Origin of the sequence: Arthrobacter sp. Bi83 (assembly GCF_918698095.1) — a bacterium.
GTDB lineage: Bacteria > Actinomycetota > Actinomycetes > Actinomycetales > Micrococcaceae > Arthrobacter.
On sequence record NZ_CAKKLY010000016.1, the window covers coordinates 62,499 to 88,109 of the forward strand.

The 25,611-nt window shown below is 65.8% G+C and carries 22 protein-coding genes and 1 pseudogene; 11 read left to right on the forward strand and 12 right to left on the reverse strand.

The window, feature by feature from the left end:
* Nucleotides 1-3: 3 nt before the first annotated feature.
* A complete protein-coding gene (locus LQ144_RS09815; RefSeq protein WP_230118456.1) occupies nt 4-1,527 on the reverse strand; it encodes a cytosine permease in 1,524 nt (507 codons plus the stop codon).
* A gap of 108 nt (nt 1,528-1,635) precedes the next feature.
* Between LQ144_RS09815 and LQ144_RS09820 the strand changes: the two genes are divergently transcribed.
* The gene (locus tag LQ144_RS09820; protein WP_230118458.1) at nt 1,636-3,213 is read left to right on the forward strand and encodes a PucR family transcriptional regulator ligand-binding domain-containing protein; all 1,578 of its coding nucleotides are present in this window, start codon (nt 1,636-1,638) and stop codon (nt 3,211-3,213) included.
* A 151-nt stretch (nt 3,214-3,364) separates the two neighbouring features.
* Here the strand turns inward: LQ144_RS09820 and purU are convergent, their stop codons facing one another.
* The 7 genes from purU to glyA are packed head-to-tail and all read right to left on the reverse strand — an operon-like array spanning nt 3,365 to nt 12,218.
* Entirely contained in the window at nt 3,365-4,261 is an 897-nt protein-coding gene (gene purU / locus LQ144_RS09825; protein WP_230118459.1) for a formyltetrahydrofolate deformylase, read from the reverse strand.
* A 3-nt stretch (nt 4,262-4,264) separates the two neighbouring features.
* A complete protein-coding gene (locus LQ144_RS09830; RefSeq protein WP_230118462.1) occupies nt 4,265-5,638 on the reverse strand; it encodes an L-serine ammonia-lyase in 1,374 nt (457 codons plus the stop codon).
* Entirely contained in the window at nt 5,638-6,273 is a 636-nt protein-coding gene (locus LQ144_RS09835) for a sarcosine oxidase subunit gamma family protein (protein WP_230118463.1), read from the reverse strand. The genes LQ144_RS09830 and LQ144_RS09835 overlap by 1 nt, the downstream gene beginning before the upstream one ends.
* Complete coding sequence (locus tag LQ144_RS09840; RefSeq protein WP_230118465.1) at nt 6,266-9,214, reverse strand: sarcosine oxidase subunit alpha family protein; 2,949 nt, start codon at nt 9,212-9,214, stop codon at nt 6,266-6,268. The genes LQ144_RS09835 and LQ144_RS09840 overlap by 8 nt, the downstream gene beginning before the upstream one ends.
* Nucleotides 9,211-9,618, reverse strand: coding sequence for a sarcosine oxidase subunit delta (locus tag LQ144_RS09845; RefSeq protein ID WP_230118466.1), 408 nt, complete (start codon nt 9,616-9,618; stop codon nt 9,211-9,213). Before LQ144_RS09845 ends, LQ144_RS09840 begins: the two co-directional genes overlap by 4 nt.
* A gap of 27 nt (nt 9,619-9,645) precedes the next feature.
* Complete coding sequence (locus LQ144_RS09850) at nt 9,646-10,866, reverse strand: sarcosine oxidase subunit beta family protein (RefSeq protein ID WP_230118467.1); 1,221 nt, start codon at nt 10,864-10,866, stop codon at nt 9,646-9,648.
* Entirely contained in the window at nt 10,863-12,218 is a 1,356-nt protein-coding gene (glyA, locus tag LQ144_RS09855) for a serine hydroxymethyltransferase (protein ID WP_290369746.1), read from the reverse strand. Before glyA ends, LQ144_RS09850 begins: the two co-directional genes overlap by 4 nt.
* Nucleotides 12,219-12,393: 175 nt before the next feature.
* Here glyA and LQ144_RS09860 point away from each other — a divergent pair, with 175 nt between their 5' ends.
* Complete coding sequence (locus LQ144_RS09860; RefSeq protein ID WP_230118468.1) at nt 12,394-13,065, forward strand: GntR family transcriptional regulator; 672 nt, start codon at nt 12,394-12,396, stop codon at nt 13,063-13,065.
* A gap of 285 nt (nt 13,066-13,350) precedes the next feature.
* On the opposite strand, the gene hxlA is transcribed toward LQ144_RS09860, so the two are convergent.
* On the reverse strand, nt 13,351-13,974 hold the full coding sequence (gene hxlA, locus LQ144_RS09865) for a 3-hexulose-6-phosphate synthase (RefSeq protein WP_230118469.1): 624 nt from the start codon (nt 13,972-13,974) through the stop codon (nt 13,351-13,353).
* A gap of 54 nt (nt 13,975-14,028) precedes the next feature.
* Nucleotides 14,029-14,646, reverse strand: a complete 618-nt coding sequence (gene hxlB, locus LQ144_RS09870; protein ID WP_230118470.1) for a 6-phospho-3-hexuloisomerase — start codon at nt 14,644-14,646, stop codon at nt 14,029-14,031.
* A 188-nt stretch (nt 14,647-14,834) separates the two neighbouring features.
* Here hxlB and LQ144_RS09875 point away from each other — a divergent pair, with 188 nt between their 5' ends.
* The 3 genes from LQ144_RS09875 to LQ144_RS09885 all read left to right on the forward strand — a co-directional run bounded on the left by LQ144_RS09875 (nt 14,835) and on the right by LQ144_RS09885 (nt 17,681).
* A complete protein-coding gene (locus tag LQ144_RS09875; RefSeq protein WP_230118497.1) occupies nt 14,835-16,106 on the forward strand; it encodes a response regulator transcription factor family protein in 1,272 nt (423 codons plus the stop codon).
* Between the two features lie 50 nt (nt 16,107-16,156).
* Nucleotides 16,157-16,729 (forward strand): GNAT family N-acetyltransferase, encoded by a 573-nt coding sequence (locus LQ144_RS09880; RefSeq protein ID WP_230118472.1) that lies wholly within the window; start codon nt 16,157-16,159, stop codon nt 16,727-16,729.
* 136 nt (nt 16,730-16,865) lie between these two features.
* The gene (locus tag LQ144_RS09885) at nt 16,866-17,681 is read left to right on the forward strand and encodes an IclR family transcriptional regulator (protein WP_230118475.1); all 816 of its coding nucleotides are present in this window, start codon (nt 16,866-16,868) and stop codon (nt 17,679-17,681) included.
* A gap of 23 nt (nt 17,682-17,704) precedes the next feature.
* Here LQ144_RS09885 and LQ144_RS22975 read toward each other — a convergent pair whose 3' ends face one another.
* On the reverse strand, nt 17,705-17,962 hold the full coding sequence (locus tag LQ144_RS22975) for an FAD-dependent oxidoreductase (RefSeq protein ID WP_290369747.1): 258 nt from the start codon (nt 17,960-17,962) through the stop codon (nt 17,705-17,707).
* 342 nt (nt 17,963-18,304) lie between these two features.
* Here LQ144_RS22975 and LQ144_RS09895 point away from each other — a divergent pair, with 342 nt between their 5' ends.
* The 6 genes from LQ144_RS09895 to mshA all read left to right on the forward strand — a co-directional run bounded on the left by LQ144_RS09895 (nt 18,305) and on the right by mshA (nt 25,295).
* Nucleotides 18,305-20,203, forward strand: coding sequence for a BCCT family transporter (locus LQ144_RS09895; RefSeq protein ID WP_230118476.1), 1,899 nt, complete (start codon nt 18,305-18,307; stop codon nt 20,201-20,203).
* 215 nt (nt 20,204-20,418) lie between these two features.
* Nucleotides 20,419-21,492 (forward strand): GTP 3',8-cyclase MoaA, encoded by a 1,074-nt coding sequence (gene moaA / locus LQ144_RS09900; RefSeq protein WP_230118499.1) that lies wholly within the window; start codon nt 20,419-20,421, stop codon nt 21,490-21,492.
* 1 nt (nt 21,493) lies between these two features.
* Nucleotides 21,494-21,766, forward strand: coding sequence for a MoaD/ThiS family protein (locus tag LQ144_RS09905; protein WP_290369749.1), 273 nt, complete (start codon nt 21,494-21,496; stop codon nt 21,764-21,766).
* 415 nt (nt 21,767-22,181) lie between these two features.
* Nucleotides 22,182-23,324, forward strand: coding sequence for an S-(hydroxymethyl)mycothiol dehydrogenase (locus LQ144_RS09910; protein WP_230118478.1), 1,143 nt, complete (start codon nt 22,182-22,184; stop codon nt 23,322-23,324).
* Complete coding sequence (locus tag LQ144_RS09915; protein ID WP_230118480.1) at nt 23,321-23,941, forward strand: MBL fold metallo-hydrolase; 621 nt, start codon at nt 23,321-23,323, stop codon at nt 23,939-23,941. The genes LQ144_RS09910 and LQ144_RS09915 overlap by 4 nt, the downstream gene beginning before the upstream one ends.
* Before the next feature lie 97 nt (nt 23,942-24,038).
* Nucleotides 24,039-25,295, forward strand: a complete 1,257-nt coding sequence (gene mshA / locus LQ144_RS09920; RefSeq protein ID WP_230118487.1) for a D-inositol-3-phosphate glycosyltransferase — start codon at nt 24,039-24,041, stop codon at nt 25,293-25,295.
* A 193-nt stretch (nt 25,296-25,488) separates the two neighbouring features.
* Here the strand turns inward: mshA and LQ144_RS09925 are convergent.
* Nucleotides 25,489-25,611 (reverse strand): annotated as a pseudogene (locus tag LQ144_RS09925) (inositol-3-phosphate synthase); the annotation flags it as partial.

The following is a 25,611-nucleotide window of genomic DNA, read 5'->3' on the forward strand; positions in this document are numbered from 1 at the left end:
TTTCTAGAGGGCGGCAGTGGTTGTTGACGGGAGGGCTACTGTCTCCTGGACGGCTGCCGGGACCGGCTGCGATCCGGCGTCGGCCAGAAACCTGCGGTGGACCCGGGGGCCAAGAACCGCGTAGCACGCGGCGCTGCTGAGGCCACCCGCGAGCCAGGACAGGTCCCAGCCGCCCAAGGCCACGGCGATGGGGCCCTGCATCACCGGGATCAGCCCGTACATGAACAGCCAGGTGGCGAAGATGCCAACCAGGAGGGATACAACGCCGGCCCAGTTGATGCCGGGGAGCCGCCTGGTGCCCACACTGTCGAACAGCCGTCCGCCGTCGGCTGGCCAGCGCTTCTCGATCCAGAAATAATGCACAAGCATGACGCCGCCCCAGGCAGCCACCCAGGCCACGAGCCCGATCAGCCATGCATCCAGGACAGAGGCGAAGTCCTCCTGGAAGATGAAGAATACGACGGCGGCCAGCGAGAAGACGCCGACGAACAGGTTCAGCTTGCGGCGGCTGATGGTGATGTCGAGCGCCTGAGTGGCGACGGAGAAGGTGTAGATGTTCAGGATGTTGGTGGCGATGGGCCCGTGCAGGACCATCAGGAGCACCGGGAGCGCCATGACCCCGAAGTTCTGGACTATGAGCTTTCCGGGGTCGATCTCGCCGCTGTTGGTGGCGAGGCTGGCTCCCAGGATTCCGAGCCAGACGACGGGGATGAACTGGCCGAGGACCGACGCGAGGTAGACCTTGCGCTTTGGCACTTCGGTGCTGACGAACCGGGAGTAGTCGGCGGCGTACGTGAACCAGGTGATCCCCCAGCCAATGCCGATCGCCGTCATGACCGCGCTCATCGCGGCGATCCGCTCCGAGCCTTCGAGGATATTGCCGGCCGGTCCTGCGTAGGACCAGTTGATCTTCATCCCGAACCAGGCGACGGCGGACATCACCGCGAGGATGATGATGGTTGGCGGTACGGTCCATTTTTCAAACGCGGCAATGGCCTTGTAGCCGAACCAGGCGATGGCCACCTGCGCTGCCATGATGGTGGTGGCGACGCCGATCTTCCATCCGTAGTTGTGGGCTGTCGGGTCGACCCAGCCGAGCGTCCCGAAGAGCGCCATCACGAGGTCCAGGATGATCCAGGTGTTCACTGCGCACCAGCCGATCACCAGCAGCGCCTGGATGGAGGCGGGCAAGTAGTTTCCGCGCCGGCCGAACGCCGCGCGGGCCAGCACCATGCCGGTGGCGCCGGTCTTCTGGCCGAGCAGTACAAAGCAACCGAACAGCAGCATTCCGATGAGGTTGCCCAAGACAAGGACAGTGACGGTGTCGGCAAAGCCGAGCCCGAGGTGGATGCCGAGGGCGCCGAGGACCCAGTTGATGGGTGCCAGGTTGGCGCCGGCCCAGATCCAGAACTGTCCGGAGACTTTCCTGGTCCGCTGGGATTCCGGAATGGGCTGGAGCCAGGCTTCGACATCATTGTCGGCTGCCGGCACTGGGCCGTCCGCGGCTGCAGTGGAGTGGTTGTGCATGGGGGCCTCCGTAGGGGGAAGGGGGATACCGCCAGATTATGTGTCACAGGCCACAGTCAACAAGATACTATGTGTACAACACAACGCTCATCTACGTTACGGATCGTAATGCCTGTATTGCTCGCCGACGTGCTTAAGCACCCCACCCTCACGGCCGCTGATCCCGTGATCCGCGCCGGGGCAGGTGCAGCGTCGGGTACACAACTGCGCTGGGTCCATTCGAGTGAGGTACTGGACATTGCGCCGTTACTTAGCGGCGGTGAACTGCTTCTCACCGGGGGTGATGCCCTGGTCTCAGCCACGGACGGCCGGCGCGTGGAGTACGTCCGACAGCTGGCTGAACGCGGCGTCGGCGCCCTAGCCGTGGAGACAGGCCAGACCCTCGCGTCGCTTCCGTCCTCGATGATCCGGGCCGCCGAAGAAGCCGGGCTGCCCCTCATTGAATTCCGCAAAGTAGTGCCGTTCGTGGGCATCATGCAGGCCATCAACTCGATGCTGGTCAGCGAATCGGTGGCACACCTGCGCCGCGCGGACGAGGCCAGCCACGCCATGGCCGTGGAACTGGCCCACGGGAGCAGCCTGGACCGGATTCTCGCCGTGCTGGCCGGGATCATTGAAGCGACGCTGGAACTCTCGTCGGTGTCCGGTGTGACACTGGGAACCGCCGCCCCGGCAAGTGACGGTTCCGCCGGTTCCATTCCGGCGGACGGTTCCGGGCCCGACGAACGGCGCGAAAACGCGGTGGGGACCGGCACGGATGGAACGCCGATCAATATCGACGTCCCCGTCCGCGGCGTGCCCTCCGCCAGGCTGGCAATCAATGTCCCGGCCCATGGCGACGTCAATTTGGCACGCGTTGCCGGCGGGCGGTGCGTTGACATCCTTTCGCTGGCGCTGCTGCAACGGATGCCACCCGGCCTGAAAGAGGTCGCAGGGACCGCGCTGCTGCGCGCTGTCAGCTCCGGCAGTCAGCCCTGGCGGCTGCAACAGCTCTCTCCGACTGCCGGGATTCCGGCCTCGGCAACTGTGGTCGCCATCGTCGTCAGGACGTCCACGTCCCAACAGTTACGCGCCGCAATGGACAAGATCCTGAAGCGCTCAGCCCAGCAGAGCGCCAGCTATGTGGATAATTCAGAGCTTCTTGCCCTCGCAGCCCTTCCTATTGACGGCGCCTCCGCCGCACGGGCGGAACTCGTGGCGGCCTTGCAGGAACTCCCTGTGGAGGCCGGAACCATGACGGCGGTGGGCCCCCTGGCTGCCGGGATCATAAACGCACCGTGGTCGCTGTCGGAGGCGAAATGCGCCCTGGACCTGGTGGTGAACGCATCACTCCGAGCGGCGAGGCTGCCGTCGGAATCCGCAGATGTGGTGGTCGACGTCGAAAACCTCGCCGTGGAGCGAATGGCTGTGCAGCACCTGGACCAGGGGGCACGGCAGGACTTTGTGCGCCAGCAACTTGGACCCGTACTGGAGCACGACGAGCGGCGGAACTCCCAGCTGCTGACAACCCTGGCCATCTGGCTCGACTCCGGCTGCAATACGGCGCAGGCCGCGAGGGAACTTCACGTGGAGCGGCAGTCGATGCATCACCGGCTGCAGCGGATTTTTGAATTGTGCGGCGGAGATCCGCGGGGAACCGGCCGGCTCGCAGCCCTGCATCTGGCCACCCGGCTGGCCGTCCTGTAGCCCCGGCGGGATGGACGCTCTCTCACCTTTCGCAACAAAAATAGGGACGCTCTCGCACTTCCCCCAAGGAAGTGAGAGAGCGTCCCGGCTTAGGCGACAGGAAGTGAGAGAGCGTCCCGGCTTAAGCGACAGGAAGTGAGAGAGCGTCCAGTCAGCGGAGCACCACTGTCCTGTTGCCCTGCAGGATCACGCGGCCCTCGCAGTGCCAGCGGACGGCGTTGCTGAGCGCCTTGCATTCGGTGTCGCGGCCGGCGGCCACCAGGTCCTCCGGGCCGTACGTGTGGTCAACCTCCACCACTTGCTGGGAGATGATGGGCCCCTCGTCGAGCTCGCCGTTGACGTAGTGTGCTGTAGCCCCCACCGTTTTCACCCCGCGGGCGTAGGCCTGGTGGTAAGGCTTGGCGCCCTTGAAGCTGGGCAGGAATGAGTGGTGGATGTTGATGGCACGCCCGTCCAGCTTGCGGGTGAGCGCGTCGCTGAGGACCTGCATGTAGCGCGCCAGCACCACCAGTTCCACATCGAACTCGTCCACGAGCTCCAGCAGCCGTGCCTCCGCGGAAGGCTTGGTAGCGGCGGTGACGGGCACGTGGAAGAACGGGATACCGTGCCATTCCACGAGGGTCTGGTGGTCGGTGTGGTTCGAAACAACGGCCACCACCTCCACCGGAAGTTCGCCGATCCTGGCGCGGAACAGCAGGTCGTTGAGGCAGTGCCCGAACTTCGACACCATGATCAGCACGCGCCGCTTGGAGCCGTGCGGCTCCAGCCGCCAGCTCATCCCGAAGCGTTCCGCCACCGGGCCAAAAGCGGCCCGCAGGGTGTCCGCGGTGGACACATCCCCGTCGGACGCAAAGTGCACCCGCATGAAGAAGTGCCCTTCGGAGCGCTCGCCGAACTGCTGGTTGTCGATGATGTCGCAGCCGTGTTCCAACAGGAAGCCGGAGACGGCGTGCACAATGCCAGGCGACTCCCGGCAGTCCAGCGTGAGGACATGCTCCACGGTGGTCGCGGTCGGACCGGTAAAGGATTCAGTCTCGATGGCAGTCATGGCTCAGCACTCGATCACATTCACGGCGAGGCCCCCGCGGGAGGTCTCCTTGTATTTGGTTTTCATGTCCGCTCCTGTCTCACGCATGGTTTTGATGGCTTTATCCAGCGACACCTTGTGGCTGCCGTCGCCGTGCAGCGCCAGCCGCGCGGCGTTGATCGCCTTCACGCTGGCGATCGCATTCCGTTCGATGCAGGGGATCTGCACCAGGCCGCCCACTGGATCGCAGGTCAGGCCAAGGTTGTGTTCGATCCCCACCTCGGCGGCGTTTTCCACCTGTTCGGGGGTGCCGCCGAGGACCTCGCACAGCCCGGCGGCCGCCATGGAGCAGGCCGAGCCCACTTCGCCCTGGCAGCCCACTTCAGCGCCGGAGATGGAGGCGTTGATCTTGAAAAGAATCCCGACGGCGGCCGCCGCCAGCAGGAAGCGGACCACACCGTCGTCGTCGGCTCCCGGAACAAACTTGACGTAGTAGTGCAGCACCGCCGGCACGATCCCGGCCGCGCCGTTGGTGGGGGCGGTGACGATCCGCCCGCCGGCGGCGTTTTCCTCGTTGACGGCGAGGGCGAAGAGGTTTACCCATTCCATGGCCCGGAGCGGATCGGTGACGCCGGTGTCCGCGGTCAGGGTGTTGAATAACGACGGCGCCCGGCGCCTTACGTTCAGACCGCCGGGAAGGATTCCTTCCGCGGTGCAGCCGTTGTCGACGCATTCGCGCATGACGGCCCAGAGTGCCAGCAGCTTCTCCCGGAGCTCCGCTTCGCTGCGCCACACGAGTTCGTTGGCGAGCATGACGTCGGAGATGGACATGCTTTCGCGGCGGCAGATCTCCAGGAGTTCGTCGGCCGTGGTGAAGGGGAAGGGGAGGACGGTGTCGTCGGCCACCACGTTGTCGCCGGGACCAACGGCGCCGTCAACCACGAAGCCGCCGCCGATGGAGTAGAAGCTCCGTTCGCTGAGCACGGCGCCGGCGTGGTTTAGCGCCCGGAAGGTCATGCCGTTGGGGTGCGCGGGCAGGGACTTGCGGCGGTGCAGCACCACGTCCTCGTCCCAGTTGAAGTCCACTCTGTGGTCCCCGCCGATCCGGAGTTCGGCGTCGAGGGCGGCCGCGGCCACCTGGTCGTCGGCCGTGGAGGTGTTCACCGTTTCCGGGTCCAGGCCCTGGAGGCCCAGCACCACGGCCTTGTCGGAGCCGTGGCCCCGGCCGGTGGCGCCGAGCGATCCGAACAGTTCGGCCTGGACCCTTGTGGTGGAGCTCAGGTGGCCATCACCTTTGAGTCCTTCGGCGAACAGCTTCGCCGCCCGCATCGGGCCGACCGTGTGCGACGACGACGGCCCGATGCCAACAGAGAACAGGTCCAGGGCGCTGAGCGCCATCAGGGCACCTCGGGGGAAGCGAACTCCCTCATGGCATCCAGGAGCCAGCGGCCCAGGAAGTCCGCGAACGAAGCCCGCGGGAACAGCCGGAAGCTGTCGTCCCCGGTCTTCAGGAGGGTGACCGGAATGTTCCCCACCTCCGTGGTCAGGGCCGTTCCCGGCGTGAAGCTCCGCGGGTGCAGGTCCAGGGCGCAGCCTTTCTCCAGCACGGCGCGGGCCCGGGGGCCGGAGAGCTCGAACGTGGTGCGGTTGGCGGACAAGTCCACCACCTGTCCCGGGGCATCGCCCAGGGCTGCGGTGAGCGAGCCGATCAGGTCCCCGCCCAGGGAGTCGTGGGCCTCTTCGGGGGCCACCACAAGGAATTCGGACGGGCCGAGCCACAGGACGCTGACGCCGTCCCTGCCGGTGACCTCGCCGCAGCGTGCCGGCAGGCCGCCGGCGACGGACGCGATCCTGGCGCCTTCCTCGGAGCTGGGGGCGACGCGGACGCCGGCCATGGTCTGGAACGGGCTCTCCTTGAGGACGACTGCCCCTGGTACGGAGCCGGCTTCGAGTGCCTGGGCCAGGTGGGAGGCCGGGCTGCGGCGGATTTCCCGGAGTCCATTGATGCCTGTGAGTGCTGCGGTGTTAGCCATCTTTACGGGTCCCTTCGGGGTCAAAAAGTACGGTTTCGGCGACGACGACATCAACCAGCTGGTCGCCGGCGGCGGCCACGAGGGTCTCGCCGATGCGGTTGCGGCCGTTCTTGATCAGTGCCAGTGCGAACGACCTGCCGAGCGCGGCGCTGTGGTAGCTCGAGGTCACGAAGCCCTGCATGGGCACGGGCCCGTAGGCGGGGTTCGTGGTGATGCCCTTCTCCACCAGCTGGGTGCCTTCTGGCAGCCGGAGTGACCCGTCCACGGGAAGGACGCTGACCAGGTGCTTGCGGTCCTCACGCTGTGCGTCAGCCCGGGCGTAGGAGCGTTTGCCGATGAAGTCCTTGGCCTTGGAGACCACCCATTCCATCCCGGCGTCCTGCGGGGTGACCGTGCCGTCGGTGTCCTGCCCGACGATCGGGTAACCCTTCTCGGCCCGGAGCACGTGCATCGTTTCGGTGCCGTACGGGGTGATGTCGAATTCGGCGCCTGCGGCGGCCACGGCTTCCCAGGTGTTCAGCCCGTACCAGGACGGCACATTGATTTCATAGGCCAGTTCACCGGAGAACGAGATCCGGCAGATCCGCGCCTTCACGCCGGAGGCCAAGGTGGTTTCGCGGAAGGTCATGAACGGGAAGGCTTCAGCCTCCAGCCCGCCGCCCGCGGCGAGTTCGGGGGCCACCTTCGCGATCACCGCCCGGGACTTGGGCCCGACGACGGCGATGGTGGACCACTGTTCGGTCACCGAGGTGCAGTGCACGTCCAGTTCGGGCCATTCGGTCTGCAGCCACTCCTCCAGCCAGTCCAGCACCTTCGCGGCGCCGCCGGTGGTGGTGGTCATGAAGAACCGGTCCTCGTCGAGGCGGAGGGTCACGCCGTCGTCGAAAATCATGCCGTCCGCCATGCACATGACGCCGTAGCGGGCGGAGCCGGGTGCGAGCTTCTTGAACGCGTTGGTGTAGATCCGGTTGAGGAATTCACCGGCGTCCTTGCCCCGGATTTCGATCTTGCCGAGGGTGGTGGCGTCCATGAAACCCACGGATTCGCGGACGGCGGCGCATTCGCGCAGCACGGCGGTGTCCATGTCCTCGCCGGACTGCGGGTAGTACCAGGGCCGCTTCCACTGCCCTACGTCCTCGAACAATGCTCCCTGTGCCACGTGCCACGGGTGGATCGACGTGACGCGGGCTGGGTCAAACAGTTCGCCGCGCTGGCGTCCGGCCAGTGCCGCGAAGGCCACGGGGGTGAACGGCGCCCGGTAGGTGGTGGTTCCGATGTCGCCGATGCCCCGGGACGCTTCGCCGGCCTGCCGGAGGGCGTCGGCGATGACGCCGATCGCGTTGACGCCGGAGGTCTTGCCCTGGTCGTTGGCGGTGCTGATGGAGGTGTAGCGCTTGATGTGCTCCACGGAGCGCATGCCGGCCCCGGTGGAACGGAGAACGTCGGCCACGGACTGGTCGCGCTGAAAGTCGACGAAGTGGTGGTGCCAGTCATCCGGCGTGCCGGCCTGCCCGGGGACCAGCCACAGCTGGCGGGTGGGGCCGGACGCTTTCGGCTCACCGAGCGGGGTGGGCTGCGTAACGGACTCGAAGCCCGCGGCGATGGCTGCCGATGCTCCGGCCGAGATGCCTTCGGCGAGGCAGTCCTCGAGTTCGAAGCTGCCGCGGCCTGAGCCGACGATCTGCTGGTTCGGGACCACGCTGCTCGGCACGAAGGCCGCCAGGTCCTCGTCCCAGCGCAGCTTGCCCTGCCGCTGCGAGTGGAGGTGAACCAGCGGGCTCCAGCCGCCGGAGACTGCCAGCAGGTCGCAGGCGATCTCCTCGATGCCGGAGGTGAGTTCGCCGTCGTCGTTAATGCTGCGGACGGTGACCCCCGTCAGCCGGCCGTCGCCGTCCTCTGCGGCGGCGGTGTCGGCCACAGCGCTGCCGATCAGCACACGGGTGCCGGCTTCGACGGCGGCGGCGGCCACCGGGGTGAGGCGGGGACGGGCGTCGACGACGGCGGCCACCTTGACGCCGGCGGCCCGCAGGTCCGCGGCCAGGGAGTAGGCGCTGTCGTTGGTAGTACTGATGACCGCGCGCTGCCCGGCGGCGACGGCGTAGCGGTTGAGGTAGCTGCGCACGGCCGAGGAGAGCATGATGCCGGGGCGGTCGTTGTTCTCGAACACCAGCGGCCGTTCGTGGGCGCCGGGAGCAAGGACGACCTGATTAGCACGGATGTGCCAAATACGCTGCCGGGAGACACCGGGGGCGGCCGGGCTGGACAGGTGGTCGGTGCGGTTCTGGACGGCGATGACGTAGTTGGCGTCGTAGGCGCCGAAGGCCGTGGTGCGGTTCAGGACGGTGCATTCGGCTCCGGAGACGAGCTCGGCTTCGACGTCCGCCACCCATTCGAGGGCGGGCTTGCCCTCGATGGTCTCGGCCAGGCCGGGGGCCGTGGATCCGGAGAGAAGCGTGCCGCCCAGTTCGGGCTGGTCGTCCAGCAGCATCACGCGGGCGCCGGTGCGCACGGCTTCGCGGGCCGCGGCCAGGCCGGCGGGGCCGCCGCCGATCACCAGGATGTCCGTGTGGACGTATTTCTTGTCGTACTCGGCGCGGTCCTCCTCCGGGTCCAGCCGGCCCAGACCGTTCAGCAGGCCTGCCTTCAGGCCGTCCACCAGGGTGACGGTGGTGGCGGGGAGCATGGACTCGGCCACGTGGCCGGGGAAGCGCGGTTCGATCCGGACCAGGGCGTTGGGTTCCTCCACGCCGGCTGCCAGGATGCCGCGGGGCCGGTCCTCGTAGAGCGAGTTGCCGACCGTGATCCGGCCGTTCGCGAGCAAGGCCGAGGCGAGCGTATCCCCGGGGTGGCCGGTGAATTCCTCGCCGTCCACGGTGAAACGCCAGGAGATGCTGCGGTCGATGCGTCCGCCGGCGGCGAGGCGGGCGTTCAGGGAAGTCACTTGGTTGCTCCTTCCGGGGCGGTGCTGCTGGAGATGATGCTGGTTGCAGAGGTGCTGGGTGCGGCGTTCCCGATGGTGGTGCTGTCCGCGGCGACGCTGGCGGTGCCGACTTCAGCAGCGGCGGGAACCGCCGTCGCCGGCCGTGGCGTGCCCATCGGGTAGACGGCGTGGATGTCGTAGGTGACGGTGTCGCGGAGCATGTTGAACCACTGGCGGCAGCCAGTGCTGTGAAGCCAGCGCTCGGCGAAGGTGCCCTTGGTGTTGTCGCGGTAGAACAGGTATTCGGCCCATTCGCGGTCGTTCAGCTCGTTCGGGTTTTCCGGGTAGGGCACGTGGGCCTGGCCGCCGTAGTGGAACTCGGTCTCGTCGCGCGAGCCGCAGTTGGGGCATGAGATAAGCAGCATGTGCGTCTTCTTTCTAGTGGACGGCGGCTAGTGGGCGACGGCGGCTGCGCCGTGTTCGTCGATCAGGGCTCCGGTTTCAAAGCGTTCCAGCGCAAACGGCCTGTTCAGCTTGTGCGGTGCGCCCGTGGCGATGGTGTGTGCGAACGTGAGTCCGGCAGCGGGCGTTCCCTTGAACCCGCCGGTTCCCCAGCCGCAGTTGACGAACATGTTCTCCACCGGTGTGGTGCCCACGATCGGCGAGGCGTCCAGCGTGGTGTCCACAATCCCGCCCCAGGTCCGGAGCACATGCGCCCGGGCAAAGATGGGGAACAGTTCGACGGCGGCGGCCATCTGGTGCTCGATCACGTGGAAGGATCCGCGCTGGCCGTAGCCGTTGTAGGAGTCGACGCCGGCGCCCATCACCAGTTCACCCTTGTGGGCCTGGGAGACGTAGACGTGCACGTGGTTGGACATGACCACCGTGGGGTGAACCGGTTCGTGCAGTTCGGACACCAGCGCCTGCAGCGGGTGCGACTGGATGGGGAGCCGGAAACCGGCCATTTCCGCCAGGACCGAGCTGTGTCCGGCCGCGCACAGGCCCACCTTTTCGGTGTTGATGGTGCCGCGGTTGGTCTTGACGCCCACTACACGGTTTCCGTCCTTGAGGAAGCCGGTGACCTCACAGTTCTGGATGATGTCCACGCCCAGTTCGTCGCATTTGCGGGCGAAGGCCCAGGCCACGTGGTCGTGCTTGGCGATGCCCGCGCGCGGCTGGTAGGTGGCGCCCATGACGGGGTAGCGGATGTTGTCGCTGATGTTCAGGATGGGGCACAGTTCCTTGACCTGGTCCGGCTCCAGCCATTCGGCGTCCACGCCGTTGAGCTTGTTCGCGCCCACGCGCCGGATGCTCTCGCGGACGTCACCCAACGTGTGGGCGAGGTTCATGACCCCGCGCTGGCTGAACAGGAAGTCGTATTCGAGCTCCTCCGGCAGGATTTCCCAGAGCTTCAGGGCGTGCTCGTAGATGGCCGCGCTCTCGTCCCAGAGGTAGTTGGAACGGATGATGGTGGTGTTCCGGGCCATGTTGCCGCCGGCGAGCCAGCCCTTTTCCAGGACGGCGATGTTGGTCATGCCGTGGTTCTTGGCCAGGAAGTATGCGGTGGCCAGCCCGTGCCCGCCGCCGCCCACGATCACTGCGTCGTAGGAGGACTTGGGCTCCGGGTTGCGCCAGAGGAAGTCCGGGTGTTCCGGAAGCTGCTGCGTGCTCACTGGGCTGCTCCAATCATGTCTGCCTCGAAGTCGGCAATCTCGGTGCCGTCGTTCAGATGCGGGTAGAGGGGAAACTGGTCGGCGAGCGCCGTGACCCGGGCGCCGAGTTCGACGGCGGTGTCCTCGCTGAGCGGTCCGCCGGCGGTTTCGCCGCCGGTCGCCGCGGCGATGAGCGCCGTGGCGATGATGTCCGCCACTTCGGTGAATTCCGCTGCGCCGAAGCCCCGGGTGGCCAGTGCAGGCGTTCCGATCCGGAGACCGGAGGAGACCATCGGCGGGCGGGGGTCGAACGGGACGGCGTTGCGGTTGACAGTGATGCCGATCCGGTGCAGGGCGTCTTCGGCCTGCTGGCCGTCCAGTTCCGAGTTGCGCAGGTCCACGAGGACCAAGTGGACATCGGTGCCGCCGTTGACCACCGAGATGCCGGCGGCGGCGACGTCCTCCTGGAGGAGCCGGGCTGCCAGCAGCTTGGCTCCCTCGAGGACGCGTTCCTGGCGTTCCTTGAATTCGGGGGTTGCGGCCAGCTTGAAGGCCACTGCCTTGGCGGCGATGACGTGCTCCAGCGGGCCGCCCTGCTGGCCGGGGAACACGGCGCTGTTGATCTTGCGGGCGTACTCCTCCTTGGCGAGGATGACTCCGCCGCGCGGGCCGCCCAGGGTCTTGTGCGTAGTGGTGGTGACGACGTCGGCGTACGGCACCGGGTTCGGGTGCAGCCCTGCCGCCACGAGGCCGGCGAAGTGCGCCATGTCCACCATCAGGTACGCGTCCACCAGGTCAGCGATCCGGCGGAACTCGGCGAAGTCGAGCTGGCGGGAGTAGGCCGACCAACCTGCGACGATGAGCCGCGGGCGGTGCTGCAGGGCCAGGGCTTCGACTTCGGCCATGTCCACGCGGAAGTCGGATTCGCGCACGTGGTAGGGGACCACGTTATAGAGCTTGCCGGAGAAGTTGATGCGCATGCCGTGGGTGAGGTGGCCGCCGTGTGCAAGATCCAGACCCATGATGGTGTCGCCCGGGTTCAGCAGGGCGAACATTGCCGCGGCATTGGCCTGGGCGCCCGAGTGCGGCTGGACGTTGGCGAACTCGGCACCGAACAGGGCCTTGACCCGGTCAATGGCGAGCTGCTCGATCACGTCAACGTGCTCGCAGCCGCCGTAGTAGCGCTTCCCGGGGTAGCCCTCGGCGTACTTGTTGGTCAGGACCGAGCCCTGCGCCTCCATGACGGCCGCCGGAGCAAAGTTCTCCGAGGCGATCATCTCGAGGGTGGACTGCTGGCGGACCAGCTCGCGGGCAACGGCCTGCTCGACCTCTGGATCGACTGCGGAAAGTCGCTCATTCAACTGCTCAACCACGGATGCTCCTTTGAAATACCATTTCGTCTATAACTGATATATCAGTGTGATGACAATGGTATGATTGAGATCACAAGAGAGTCAATAGCCGGAAGCAAAGTGGCACTGAGCTTCCATTTGAATCTCGGGCCGCAGTAGGTAAGAGGACCCCAGCACCGAGGAACGGAGCCGCGCCGTGAATGCACTTCCCGCTTTGCCGTCCGCCGAGGACGAAGTACTGTCCCAGGCCGAGGCAGCGTACCGGCAGTTGCGCGACAAGCTGATCATGCTTGAAATCCGGCCCGGCGAACCCATCAACGACGGGCAGTTGGCCGCGGAGCTCGGCTTCGGCCGCACGCCCGTGCGCGAGGCGATCAAGCGGCTGGAGGTGGACCACCTTGTGGTGTCCTATCCGCGGCGGGGAACATTTGCCACCACTGTGGACTTCACGGAGTTGGCCGACGTCTCGGAAATTCGGGAACTGCTGGAGCCGCTGGCGGCCCGCCGCGCCGCGAAGAGGGCAAACGCCGCGATGCGCCGCGAATTACTGCGCGTGGCCACAACAATCGCGGAACTGGATCCGAGCCCTGCAGAATCCCGTGAGCTTATGAAGTACGACCTCACGGTGCACCGCCTGATCTACAAGGCGGCCGCGAACCCGCACCTCGAAGACACCCTGATCCGCTACGACAACCTGGCAACCCGCATCTGGTGCCTGGTCCTGGACAAGGTCCCCTCAGTGAGCGGCCACATCACCGAGCACGTGGAGCTCCTCAATGCGGTGGCCGAAGGGGACGCGGACAAGGCCGGTGAACTCGCTTTGCACCACGTCACGAGCTTCGAGGAGACCATCCGCAAGGTCCTCTAGGCAGCATCACCCCGCCAGACGCTCTCTCACTTACCGCCATAAAAACCGAAACGCGCTCACCGCCAGCCGAAGGCCTGAAGTGCAGGGTTGGATCAGACTGCGCATGACAATCTCCTGACTTGGATCCCCCAGCCATTCGATAGTTCATACAGTGTGCCACGGCGCCGCCCGGGAAGGAACGGCACCCGGAGGCCGGCAGTCGGCACCAGAACCTCGGCCAACACCAGAACGGCGGCCGGCACCGAAGAGGTGCGGACCGCCGTCGGGGTTTCCCGGAAGCTCCTGCTAGATGATCGCTGCGCGCAGTTCCTTCGCGGCCAGCTCGGGGTCCGCGGCGCTGTAGATGGCACCGCCGGCGACGGCCACGTCGGCGCCCGCCCGCTGGACGGCCTCGATGGTGGAGAGGTTCACTCCGCCGGCCACGGAGAACGGCACGCGTGCTTCCTCCCCGGCGCTCAGCAGCACGTTCAGGTTGTAGCCGGGCTTGGCCTGCTCATCCAGGCCGGCGTGCATCTCTACGAATTTCGCACCCAGCGCGCGGACTTCCTTGGCACGGGTGACCTTGTCCGCCACGCCGATCAGGTCGACGACGACGCCCTTGTTGTGGGCCTTGGCTGCCTTGACGGCACCGGCAATGGTGGAGTCGTCGGCGGCGCCGAGCACGGTGATCAGGTCAGCGCCGGCCTTGAAGGCGATGTCGGCTTCGAGTTCTCCGGCGTCCATGGTCTTCAGGTCCGCGAAGACGATCTTGTCCGGGTGGGCGTTCTTGATGGCGGTAACGGCGGAAAGCCCTTCGCTCTTCACCAAGGGCGTGCCGAGTTCGATGATGTCCACGTGTTCGGCAACCTTGCCGGCCAGTTCGAGGGCGGCTTCGGTGGTGAGGAGGTCGATGGCGACTTGCAGTTTCATGTGTTCTTCCTTGGTTTGTTGAGTGGTTCAGGTGGTTTGTTGGCGTTTCGGGGGTTACTCGAGGTTTGCGTGGCGCAGCCAGAGGTCTTCCGGAGCAGCGGCGTCTTCATCCCAAAGACTCTGGAACACCGCTTCCGTCGTGGTGAACAGCACCTGCTCGAACAGGCTGCCGGAGTACTGGCGCGAGACTGCTGATCCGTGGTCCGTCTTCTGCACCCCCGGGATTACGACGACGGCGGAGGCCGCCTCCGCGAGTGGGGAACCCGGGTTCGTGGTGTAGACAGCCACCCGCGCGCCCTGGGCGGCAGCGGTCTGTGCTGCCTTGACGACGCTCGATGTGGTGCCGGAACCGGAGGCGGCGAGCAGCACGTCTCCGGAGCGGACGGCGGGTGCTGTGGTCTCGCCCACCACGTGCACTGTCAGTCCCAGGTGCATGAGCCGCATGGCCGCCATCTTCAGGACGAGGCCGCTTCGCCCGGCGCCGGTGACGAAGATCCGCTGGCCGCGCCGGATCTCAGATGCCAGGGCGGCAACCTGCTCCGGATCCACGCGGGCAGCTGTCCGCTGGATCTCGTCCAGGACCAGGAGCTGGTTCCTGGTGACCGATGCTGCCGGAACTGCGGTGGACGTTCCTGCCAGCGTGGCGGGATCGGTGCCCGTCATGACACTCATGGGTTATCTCCTTCGGGACGTTCTTGCCCTTCCATCTTCGATTGCTAAACGGGCGGGCACTACGGCATGATCGGACGGTCTTTCCCACCCAAAGGGATAGGCGGCGCCGCGGATTTCTATACAATGGACGGGTGCCAGTCACTACCGAAGCCGCCACCCCTCCCCCAACGCCTGAGACGTCCGAAGGCGTGAAACCCCTGCTTGAGGCGATCGCGTCCCTGTCCTCGGCGCCGCTGGCCCAGATCGCGCAGAAACTCCACCGGGCCACCCTCCCGTACCTGCGGAGCAGTGCCCTCGTGATCTTTACGGAAGACTGCACAGGCCGGCCACAGAAAAAGTCCGGTGACGAGTCCGTCATCAGCCAGGTCTCCATCGCCGAACTGGATGCCGTCAGAGCGTCGCTGGACGGGGGCGAAACTTGGCAGGGCCGGGCACCGATCGGGGGCCGGGAACGTCCCATCCTTGCCCTGCCGTCGCCCACAAACGCGTTGCTGGTTCTGACCGATCCCCAGTCCGCCACAGGAGAAAGCGGTGCGGGGCTTCCCGGGCAGGAGCTTACGGTGCCGTGGCTGGTCCGTTACCTGTGGGATCTCGCGGCCGAGCGTATCCGCGAAAAGGTGGCGGATGCACCGCCGTCGTACCTTATCGAGTCCCGTGCGGCGTCCGCCGAACGGGTCAGGGTGACGGCGGAACTGGTTGACCGGCACTCAACCACGCTGGAGACATTGCTTGCCGCCCTGCGCTCCCCCGCCCTCGCGGACGGTGCAGCCCGGAAGTCCGCCACAGATGTCGCCGCCAAGGCCCTGGTGGAACTGCGGACGCTCAATGACCGCACCACGGAACAGGTCGAAGAACCTGTTGCCACGGCCTTCCAGCGCCTCCGCGAAGATCTCCGCCCGCTGATGCATTTCAGCGGCATCGACGTCCAGTTCATCGAGCCCCCAGTCAACGGCCGCGCCCTTCCCGGGGAAGTGGCGCATGCCGCCCGGGCCATCGTCCGTGGGCTCGTGCTCGCCATGGTTGAACAGCCGGATGTGCGCCGCATCCGTACCCAGTGGGATTGCGACGGCGAGAACCTGCTCATCAACGTCCGCGATGACGGCCTGGGCAGCCTCTCCGCAGAGGCTCCCAGCATCGCCCGCCTGACGCAACGGGTGGAGGTCCTGGACGGCCAGATGACGATCGACCTGATGCAGGGCTGGGGTGCCGACGTCGCTGTCACCCTTCCGCTGGACCCGCCCGGCCGCAAACTGCCCGACGTCGCCGCCTGGAACCTGGGTGACCGGGAGCTGGAGGTCCTGCAGCTGCTGGCCGCCGGGCAACGGAACCGGGCGATCGCGGCCAAGCTGCACGTCAGCGAAAACACCGTGAAGTTCCACCTCCGCAACATCTACCGCAAGCTCGGCGCCACTTCGCGCACTGAAGCGATCGCCTTGGCGCACAGCAACGGCCTGCGCTAAGTCGTCTTTCCGCGCTTGCCTCCACCCGAGAGCGGTGGCAAGGTGGCCGCATGGCGATCGAGGTCCGTCCGGCGACGCAGTTCGAGGACGTGAAAGCGGTGGTGGGGCCCAAGCGGCCCGACGCAACCGTGTGCTGGTGCCTGAGCTACCGCATTCCGTCAAAGCAAAACGTTGAGCTGCGGGGCACTGCCCGCGGGGAGCTCGTGCAGGAACTGGTGGCGCAGGACCCGCCGCCCGGAGTGCTGGCGTACGACGGCGGGGAGGCAGTTGGATGGGCCGGTGTCCATCCGCGCGCCGACACCAGCTTCGCACGCAACCGCCGGATCCCTCACGTGGACGACCTCGACGTGTGGGCCGTGTGGTGTATCCGGGTGCGCCCGGGGTACCGCGGGTGGGGAATTTCCCATGTGCTGCTGCAGGGTGCCGTCGAATTCGCACGCTCGTTCGGCGCGCCCGCCATCGAGGGCTATCCGGTGGACAACCAGGGCAGGAAGGTGGACCTCACCATGGCCTATGTCGGTACACGCAAACTCTTCGAGGATGCAGGTTTCACCAAGGCCGCCGACACCGGCTCCGTCCTCAATGGCTTCCCGCGGGTGCTTATGCGCCTTGATCTGCGCTGAGCGTTAACCGCCTCAACGCAATGTCGGCTTCGTCACACTTCCCGGCATAGGATCAAAACGGGGGATTGGCCGAGAGGCCTGTCCCCGCGGTCTCCCTGGAAAGCAGACCGCCGACACTACTTTGAGAGTATGGATCATGGCTTCGAACAATGACCCTGAATCCGATGCCGACAGCGAGGGCGAGGGCGGCCAGCATGGCGGTGTCCAGTCTGTAGACAGGGCCCTCGTTGTCCTGGAGATCCTGGCCCGCGAAGGCCATGCTGGCGTGAGTGAGATCGCCGAGGAAATGGGCATTCACAAGTCCACTGCCTCCAGGCTGCTCGGCTCCCTGGTGGGCAGGGAGATGGTCCACCAGAACAGCGAACGGGGCAAGTATCAGCTGGGCTTTGGCATCCTGCGCCTGGCCAGTTCCATTCCCGGCCGGCTGAGCCTGGTCCGCGAGGCACGCCCTGTGCTCGAAAGCCTGGCCGAGGAGTTCAAGGAGACGGTGAACCTTGCCGTGCTCCGGTCCAATTACGCGGTGAACGTGGACCAGGCCATGGGACCGTCAACTCTGGCTACCTATGACTGGGTGGGGAGCCTGACCCCCTTGCACGCGACATCGAGCGGGAAAGTTCTGCTGGCGGCACTGCCGGTGGAAGAACGGGAAAGGATCCTGACTGAGACCGGACTGCCGGCCCGCACCCCGCGGACCATCACCAGCCGCGACAAGCTTGAAAAGCAACTTCTGGACGTCGCCCACCACGGCCATGCGGTGGTCAGGGAAGAGTTTGAAATCGGTCTGAACTCCATGGCGGTTCCGGTCTACAACCACTTGGGGACGGTGATCGGCGCGGTCAGCATCTCCGGCCCCGCATTCCGCTTCGATCCGGAGAAAACGCCGGGCCTCGTCGAGGGCCTCGGGCAGGCTGGCCTGCGGATCAGTGCCAACATGGGCTACACGCGCCGATGACCCGGACCGGTGGTTGAGCATCGCTATCCAGCAGCGCCTGCACCGCTAGCGCCGCCGCCAAGAAGCCACTCAGCGTTCAGTCCGTGGTCGTCCGTCTCGAGAAACAGATCTTCGGCCGTGATGGTGCCGAGGAGGAATTCCTTGGACAGGGGCGGCCTGTCATAGGGGCGGTGATGCTCATCGCCAAGGGTGACCAACCGTCCGGAGAAGCCCTGAGCGCGGGCTGCCCTGACCGCCGAAAGGCCGGCCAGTGAGGCGCCCACGATCGCAAGTGTCTGCATAACCCACTCGCTTCCTAACTGCTTTATGCGCAACAACAACCGCGATAAGCAACAGCGTGATGTGTGACATGTCGACTGTCAAGGATGACGCCAGGCCAAGGAATTCCTTGACAATTGCGTGTGAGCTAGCGCACTCTGTTGCTGAAGACGATGCGTGTTGATTACTGCGGAACTAAACGAGCAGAGGATCCGTCGCCCCTCCCCCGGCGGAACTGCTGGTCCGCATTCACGAAATCAAGATTGTCGACGGCGACAATCGAATCCGAGGACGAGCCGGACCTGCCGCCGGGCTAACCGCCGGCGGCCACGGCCGCCGTCCCACTTATTCAATTAAGGAACCTCATGACAATCAATAGTGACGTCACTATCGATGAAAGCAGCGAAGACAGTCGGGACTCCGGGGTGGACCCGGCGTTGGAACGAGAGCCTGAACCTCCCCAGGAAGACCTGCAAATCCTTCAGGCCCTGCGGGAAACCGAATCAGAACACGAAGAAGCGCGGCGCAGCAGCCAGCTGTTCCGGAAGGGAGGCATCGACAAGGTAGTCTTCGGCGTCGCCGGACTGCTCACACTGGCCTTTGTCATCTGGGGATTTGCCGGCAGGGAGAACCTGGCCGCCACTTCCCAGGTGGTCCTTGACTGGGTCATGGAAAACACCGGCTGGATGTTCGTTTCCCTCTCGTCCCTATTCGTGGTCTATGTGCTGTGGCTGGCGGTCAGCCGCTTCGGGAACATTCCGCTGGGGAAAGACGCGGAAAAGCCCGAGTACTCCATGGTCTCGTGGGTCTCGATGATGTTCGCGGCAGGCATGGGCATCGGGCTCATGTTCTACGGCGTGGCCGAGCCGCTGTACCACTACATCTCCCCGCCACCGGGCACCGTTGACGGCCAGACTCCCGCGGCGGTCCAAACGGCAATGGCAACTTCGATCTTCCACTGGACCCTGCACCCGTGGGCCATGTACGCGGTGGTGGGCGTTGCCATGGCCTACGGGTCCTACCGCCTCGGCCGCAAGCAACTCATTTCCTCCGTCTTCACGTCCCTGTTCGGCATCCGCAGGGTGGAAGGTCCCATCGGCAAGCTCATCAACATGCTGGCCATCTTCGCCACACTCTTCGGAACGGCAGCATCGCTCGGACTCGGAGCGCTGCAGATCGGCAGCGGCATGGCGTCCAACGGCTGGATCGGCGGCCAACTTGCCACCCCCGTGCTCGTGGTGATCGTTGCCATTCTCACAGCCTGCTTCGTGGCCTCGGCAGTCTCCGGCATCAGCCGCGGAATCCAGTGGCTGTCCAACATCAACATGGTCCTGGCCGCACTCCTTGCGGTCATCGTCTTCGTGGCCGGGCCAACGCTTTTCATCCTGAACCTGATCCCGGCGGCCGTCGGCGACTATGCCCGGGACCTGGCCGAGATGGCCTCCCGGACCGAGGCCGTCGGCGACGATGCCCTGCGCACATGGATGTCCGGCTGGACCATCTTCTACTGGGCCTGGTGGGTCTCCTGGACTCCCTTCGTGGGCCTGTTCATCGCCCGCATCAGCCGCGGCCGCACCATCCGCCAGTTCGTCACTGGTGTCCTGCTGGTCCCCAGCGTCGTCAGCGTGATCTGGTTCGGCATCTTCGGCGGCGCCGCCATCCATATCCAGTCCACAGCTGATGCCACACCGGACACCGGCGATGGCCTGGCCAAGATCGTCGACGGAACTCCCACGATTTCCTTCGATGGTGCGCTGTTCGATCTGCTCCACCACCTGCCCTTGCCCAACGCCATTGCCGCCGCGGTCTCCATCCTGGCGATGGTCCTGGTGGCGATCTTCTTCGTCACGGGTGCCGACGCGGCCTCCATCGTGATGGGTTCACTGAGCTCCGACGGCGCTGAAGAGCCACGCCGGGGAGTCGTTATCTTCTGGGGTGCCCTCACCGGCGCCGTCGCAGCTGTGATGCTCCTTGCCGGCGGCGACAAGCCTGCCGAGGCGCTTGCCGGACTGCAACGGATCACCATCGTCTCAGCGCTGCCCTTCGTGCTTGTGATGTTCCTGATGTGTTTTGCCCTGACAAGGGATCTGCGCAGGGACCCGCTGTCACTGCGCAGGCGGCTGGTCACATCCGTCGTCGAGCGCTCCATCCGCAGTGGAGTCGAACAGCATGGCGGCGTCCAGTTCGATCTGGTGACCAAGCATGAATGTGATGAACGGTGCTCCAAGAGTGAGCTTGATCCTGCCGGGGACAAGCGGCGCTAAGTACAACGCGGCCGGATCCCGGTACCACCTCGGATCGGGATCCGGCCGCACTGACGCGCCCCTGCAAGAACGTCGGACCCAGAAAGGGAAAGCGCAATGTCCGCAACAATCGGCACAGTCGCCGCGGTAACCACCCGGTCATCAGCTCGAAGCCACCACTGATGACCGTTCAACTTGGCTTGCCGGTGTTGCGCCAAGAGGCCCCCTACAACCGGATGAAGATCCCGCCGCGGCGGCCGCAAGGGCAGCCTTCGGGACTGTTCGACCGTTTTGGCCGCCGGGCCACCGACATGAGACTGTCCGTGACGGACAAGTGCAATCTCCGATGCACGTACTGTATGCCTGCGGAAGGCCTGGAATGGCTTCCCAAGCCGGCGGTCATGACCGCCGAAGAGATCGTGCGGATCGTGGGGATCGGCGTCGGTCGGCTCGGAGTCAGGGAGCTGCGCCTGACGGGCGGCGAACCTCTGGTCCGCGGGGACCTCGTGGACATTGTCAGCGCGCTCCGCTGCCGCCACCCGGACCTTCCGATCTCCATGACAACCAATGGTCTGGGACTGGACAAGAAAGCCGAGTTGCTGAGGGACGCCGGCCTCACACGGGTCAATATCTCCCTTGACTCCCTGCACCAAGAGACCTTCACCAAAATTACCCGGCGCCCTTACCTGGGCAGGGTGCTGGCCGGGGTCCAGGCAGCCTCGTCCGCCGGCCTCGGCCCAATCAAGATCAATGCCGTACTCATGCGCGGCATCAACGACGCCGAAGCACCAGCGCTGCTGGCTTGGGCCCTTGAATTCGGTCATGAGCTGAGGTTTATCGAGCAAATGCCGCTGGACGCCGACCATGGCTGGTCCCGGCGCGACATGATCACAGCAACGGAAATCCGGGAAATCCTGGGGACAGTGTTCGTACTGGCTTCCGATCCCGGGGATCGTGACGGCGCGCCCGCCGAACGCTTCCGCGTCCGACGTCGGGACCCGGCCACCGGCGGACCCGCCGGTCCGGTGCTGGGCACGGTGGGAATCATCGCCTCCGTCACGGAGCCGTTCTGCTCGGACTGCCGGCGGACCCGCATCACGGCCGAGGGCACGATCATGAGCTGCCTCTTCTCGCGCCAGGAGTTCGACCTCCTGGGCCTCCTGCGGGAAGGTGCACCCGAGGACGAGCTTGTGCGGCGGTGGGAGGACGCCATGTGGATCAAGCCCAAAGCCCACGGCATGGAACACACAGGCTTGGGGGCGCAAGACTTTGTCCAGCCGGACCGAACTATGAGCGCCATAGGAGGCTAATTTGGCAGTACTGGTCCGTTACTTTGCCGCTGCGGCAGCGGCGGCCGGCATGGCGGAGGAACACTTCGACCTCGCGCCGGGGTCAACGCTGGACGAACTCCTGTCCGCCATACTTGCGGCAGACCGCCCGCAGCCCACTGCCGGCGCTCCGCAACTTGACGGGGTTCTGTCCAGGAGCAGCTTCCTCCGTAACGAAGTGGCTGTCCGCGACCGGTCAACAGCCCTGAATTCGGAGGACGTCCTTGACGTTCTCCCGCCCTTTGCGGGCGGCTAACTCTCCGCGTCTACGAGCGCGTCCCAAACTAGGAAAGGCACTCACATGGCACCATCGGCGTCCACAGTGGCAAAGGTTGAAACGGAATCAGATGAAGCTTCCTCCGTTGATGACTGCGACTACCACGGCTGCTTTTTCTGTTCCGGCCCCGAGACCGACTGACGGCTGCGTCCGGCTTTCCCGATTGCCTCGAGCACGTTGACGCAGCCAAGTTCGGGCGCATACGATCACTTATATATTAGTTATATAACTCACAAATATCAGATAGATCAGTCGCTCCCAAAAAGCCGCTGACGCCGAATCAGAAGACCTCCGGCCACCACCCGCTCCCCCGCATAGACAGCGCCAGGCGCCTGCGAAAAAGCGATGTGTCAACTGCGCCAGCCGCAGAACACTCGAAAGGAACACCCAGATCATGGTTCATAAAGTGAAGGCAGTTGTTGTCAGGGAGAAGAACGCTCCGGTGTCGGTGGAAACGATCCTGGTCCCGGATCCGGGGCCAGGGGAGGCCCTGGTGGATGTCCTAACGTGCGGGGTGTGCCACACGGACCTGCATTACAAGCTGGGCGGCATTGGGGACGAGTTCCCGTACCTGCTGGGCCACGAGGCCACCGGCGTGGTCTCCGCCGTGGGTGAAGGTGTGACCGAGGTGGCCCCGGGTGACCGGGTGATCCTGAACTGGCGTGCGGTGTGCGGGCAGTGCCGGGCGTGTTCGAAGGGCCAGCCGCAGTATTGTTTCAACACCGCCAACGCCACCCAGAAGATGACGCTGGAGGACGGAACCGAACTGTCCCCGGCCCTGGGGATCGGGGCGTTCGCGGAGAAGACACTGGTCGCTGCCGGGCAGTGCACCAAGGTCGATGAGGACGTCGACCCGGCCGCGGTGGGTTTGCTGGGCTGCGGGGTGATGGCCGGCATCGGGGCGGCGATCAACACCGGGGAGGTCAAGCGCGGCGAATCGGTGGCCGTGATCGGCTGCGGCGGCGTGGGCATTGCCGCGATCGCCGGCGCGAAGCTGGCCGGGGCCACCACGATCATCGCGGTGGACATCGATGAGAACAAGATCGAGATGGCCAGATCCCTGGGCGCGACCCATGGCGTGCACTCCCGCACCTCCGACCCAGTGGAGGCGATCCGGGCGCTGACCGGCGGGAACGGGGCCGACGTCGTGATCGAGGCCGTCGGACGCCCCGAAACCTATAAGCAGGCGTTCTACGCCCGGGACCTGGCCGGCAGAGTGGTCCTTGTCGGCGTCCCGACGCCGGACATGCAGCTGGAGTTGCCGCTGCTGGATGTCTTTGGCCGGGGCGGGTCGCTGAAGTCCTCCTGGTACGGGGACTGCCTGCCCTCTCGCGACTTCCCCATGCTCGTCTCCCATTACAAGCAGGGCAACCTGGACCTGGACGCGTTCGTCTCCGAACGCATCACCATCGACCAGGTCGAGGATGCCTTCGACAAAATGCACGAAGGCAAGGTCCTGCGCTCCGTCGTCGAAATCCAGCCCGCCCAGGACATCCAGACTGTCGAAGGCATCCAGACGGCAGGTGCCTCCGCATGAGTGTCACGATCGAAAACCTGGTCACCTCGGGGACCTTCTCGCTCGACGGCGGGACATGGGACGTGGACAACAACGTCTGGATCGTGGGCAACGAGAACGAGTGCGTGATCATTGATTCCCCGCACGACGCCGCTGCGATCATCAGCCAGGTGCGTGGCCGGAAGGTCCTGGCCATCCTGCTCACGCACGCGCACAACGACCACATCGGCGCCGCCCGCGACGTCGCCGGCGCCGTCGCCGCACCCATCTGGCTGAACCCGGAGGACCAAGTCCTCTGGGAACAGGTCTACCCCGGCACCACCCCCGACCGCAGCATCAGCGATGGGGACGAATTTACCGTGGGCGGGGCCACCCTGAAGGCGATCCACACGCCCGGCCACTCGCCGGGCTCCACTTGCTTCCTCCTCGAACAGGAGGGAACGGTGTTCACCGGGGACACCCTGTTCAACGGCGGCCCCGGTGCCACCGGCCGCTCCTACAGCGACTACCCGACCATCCTGACCTCGATACGCGAACGGCTCCTCACCCTCCCCGCGGAAACGGTGGTCCGGACCGGCCACGGCGACAGCACCACCATCGCCGCCGAACGCGAAAACCTCGCCAAGGTATCCCAGTAAGACTGGGCAAAACAGCCGAACGGCCCCCGTCCTGTAGATGGGGGCCGTTCGTGTACCACTTCATAAAGCGGTACTTCGCAAAGCAGAAAGGAGGGACATGTCCCTGATCAAGCGCGTGGCTTTCCTGTCGCTGCACACCTCCCCCATGGAACAGCCCGGTTCCGGGGACGCCGGCGGCATGAACGTCTACGTCCGGGGCCTCGCCTCGGCCCTGGCCGAATCCGGCATCGAAGTGGAAATCTTCACCCGGTCCACCGCCGCCGGCCAGCCCGCCGTCGAACACCCCGATCCCGGCGTCTGCGTCCACAACGTCCTGGCCGGTCCGCCCCGCAAACTCCCCAAAGAGGAACTCCCCGAACTGCTGCACGCCATGGTCGCCGAAATCGAACGCATCCGCGCCCGGCAGCCCCACGGCCGCTACGACCTCATCCACTCCCACTACTGGGTCTCCGGTAGCGCCGGCCTGGAACTTTCCGCACTGTGGAACGTGCCGCTGGTGCACACCATGCACACCATGGCCAAGGTCAAAAACCTCCTGCTGCAGTCCGGCGAGGAACCCGAACCCCGCCGCCGGGAGGACGGCGAACACCGGATCGTGGACGGCGCCACCCGGCTGATTGCCAACACCACCGCCGAAGCCGCCGAACTCGTCTCCCACTACGGAGCCGACTTCGACCACATCGACGTCGCACCCCCCGGCGTCGACCTGTCCGTCTTCACGCCGGCGTTCCGCGCCCGCTCCCGCACCGCCCACGGCATCGGGCCGGGCACGTTCCACCTGCTCTTCGCCGGCCGGATCCAGCGGCTCAAAGGCCCGGAGATCCTGCTCAAGGCCGCCGCCCTGCTCCGCCAGCGCCGCCCAGACATCGACCTGAAACTCACCGTCCTCGGCGAGCTCAGCGGCGCCAAGGACTTCAACCTCAAATCCCTCGTCAGCGCCGCCGGACTGGACGACGTCGTCACCCACCACCCGCCGGTCGGCGCGTCCGAACTGGCCGCCTGGTACCGCGCCGCCGACGTCGTCGTCATGCCCTCTTACAGCGAATCCTTCGGCCTCGTCGCCCTCGAAGCGCAGGCCTGCGGCACCCCCGTGGTCGCCACCCGCGTTGGCGGGCTGACCCGCGCCGTCAGCCACGAACGGACCGGGCTGCTGGTGGACGGCCACCGCGCCGCCGACTGGGCCGACGCGCTGGAAGCCCTCTACGACGACCCCGCCACCCGCGACCACATTGGCCGCGCCGCCTCCATCCGCGCCGAAAACTCCGGCTGGCAGCGGACCGCCGCCATCACGCTGGAAAGCTACCACGCCGCCGCGGAACAACGCCCTGCCCGGCTCCAAGCCTTGGCGGGGTAACCTCCGCAGCTCGCCGCCGGCGGTTGCTTCCTCTGCTGGTCCGCATCCCGCCTAAGCACCGACGCTCCCCCACCGAAAGTGAGGGAGCGTCGCGTGGAAACCTGCAAAAGCTGATGGAGCGTCCGGATGAAGCCCGCAGGATCTGAGGGAGCGTCGGGTCAAGACCTGCAGGAACTGATGGAGGGTCCGGGGTTTAGCGCTCGAGGTCGCCGCGGATGAAGGCCTCGACCTTTTCACGGGCGAGGTCGTCATTGAACTGCTCCGGCGGGGACTTCATGAAGTAGCTCGAAGCCGACAGGAGCGGCCCGCCGATACC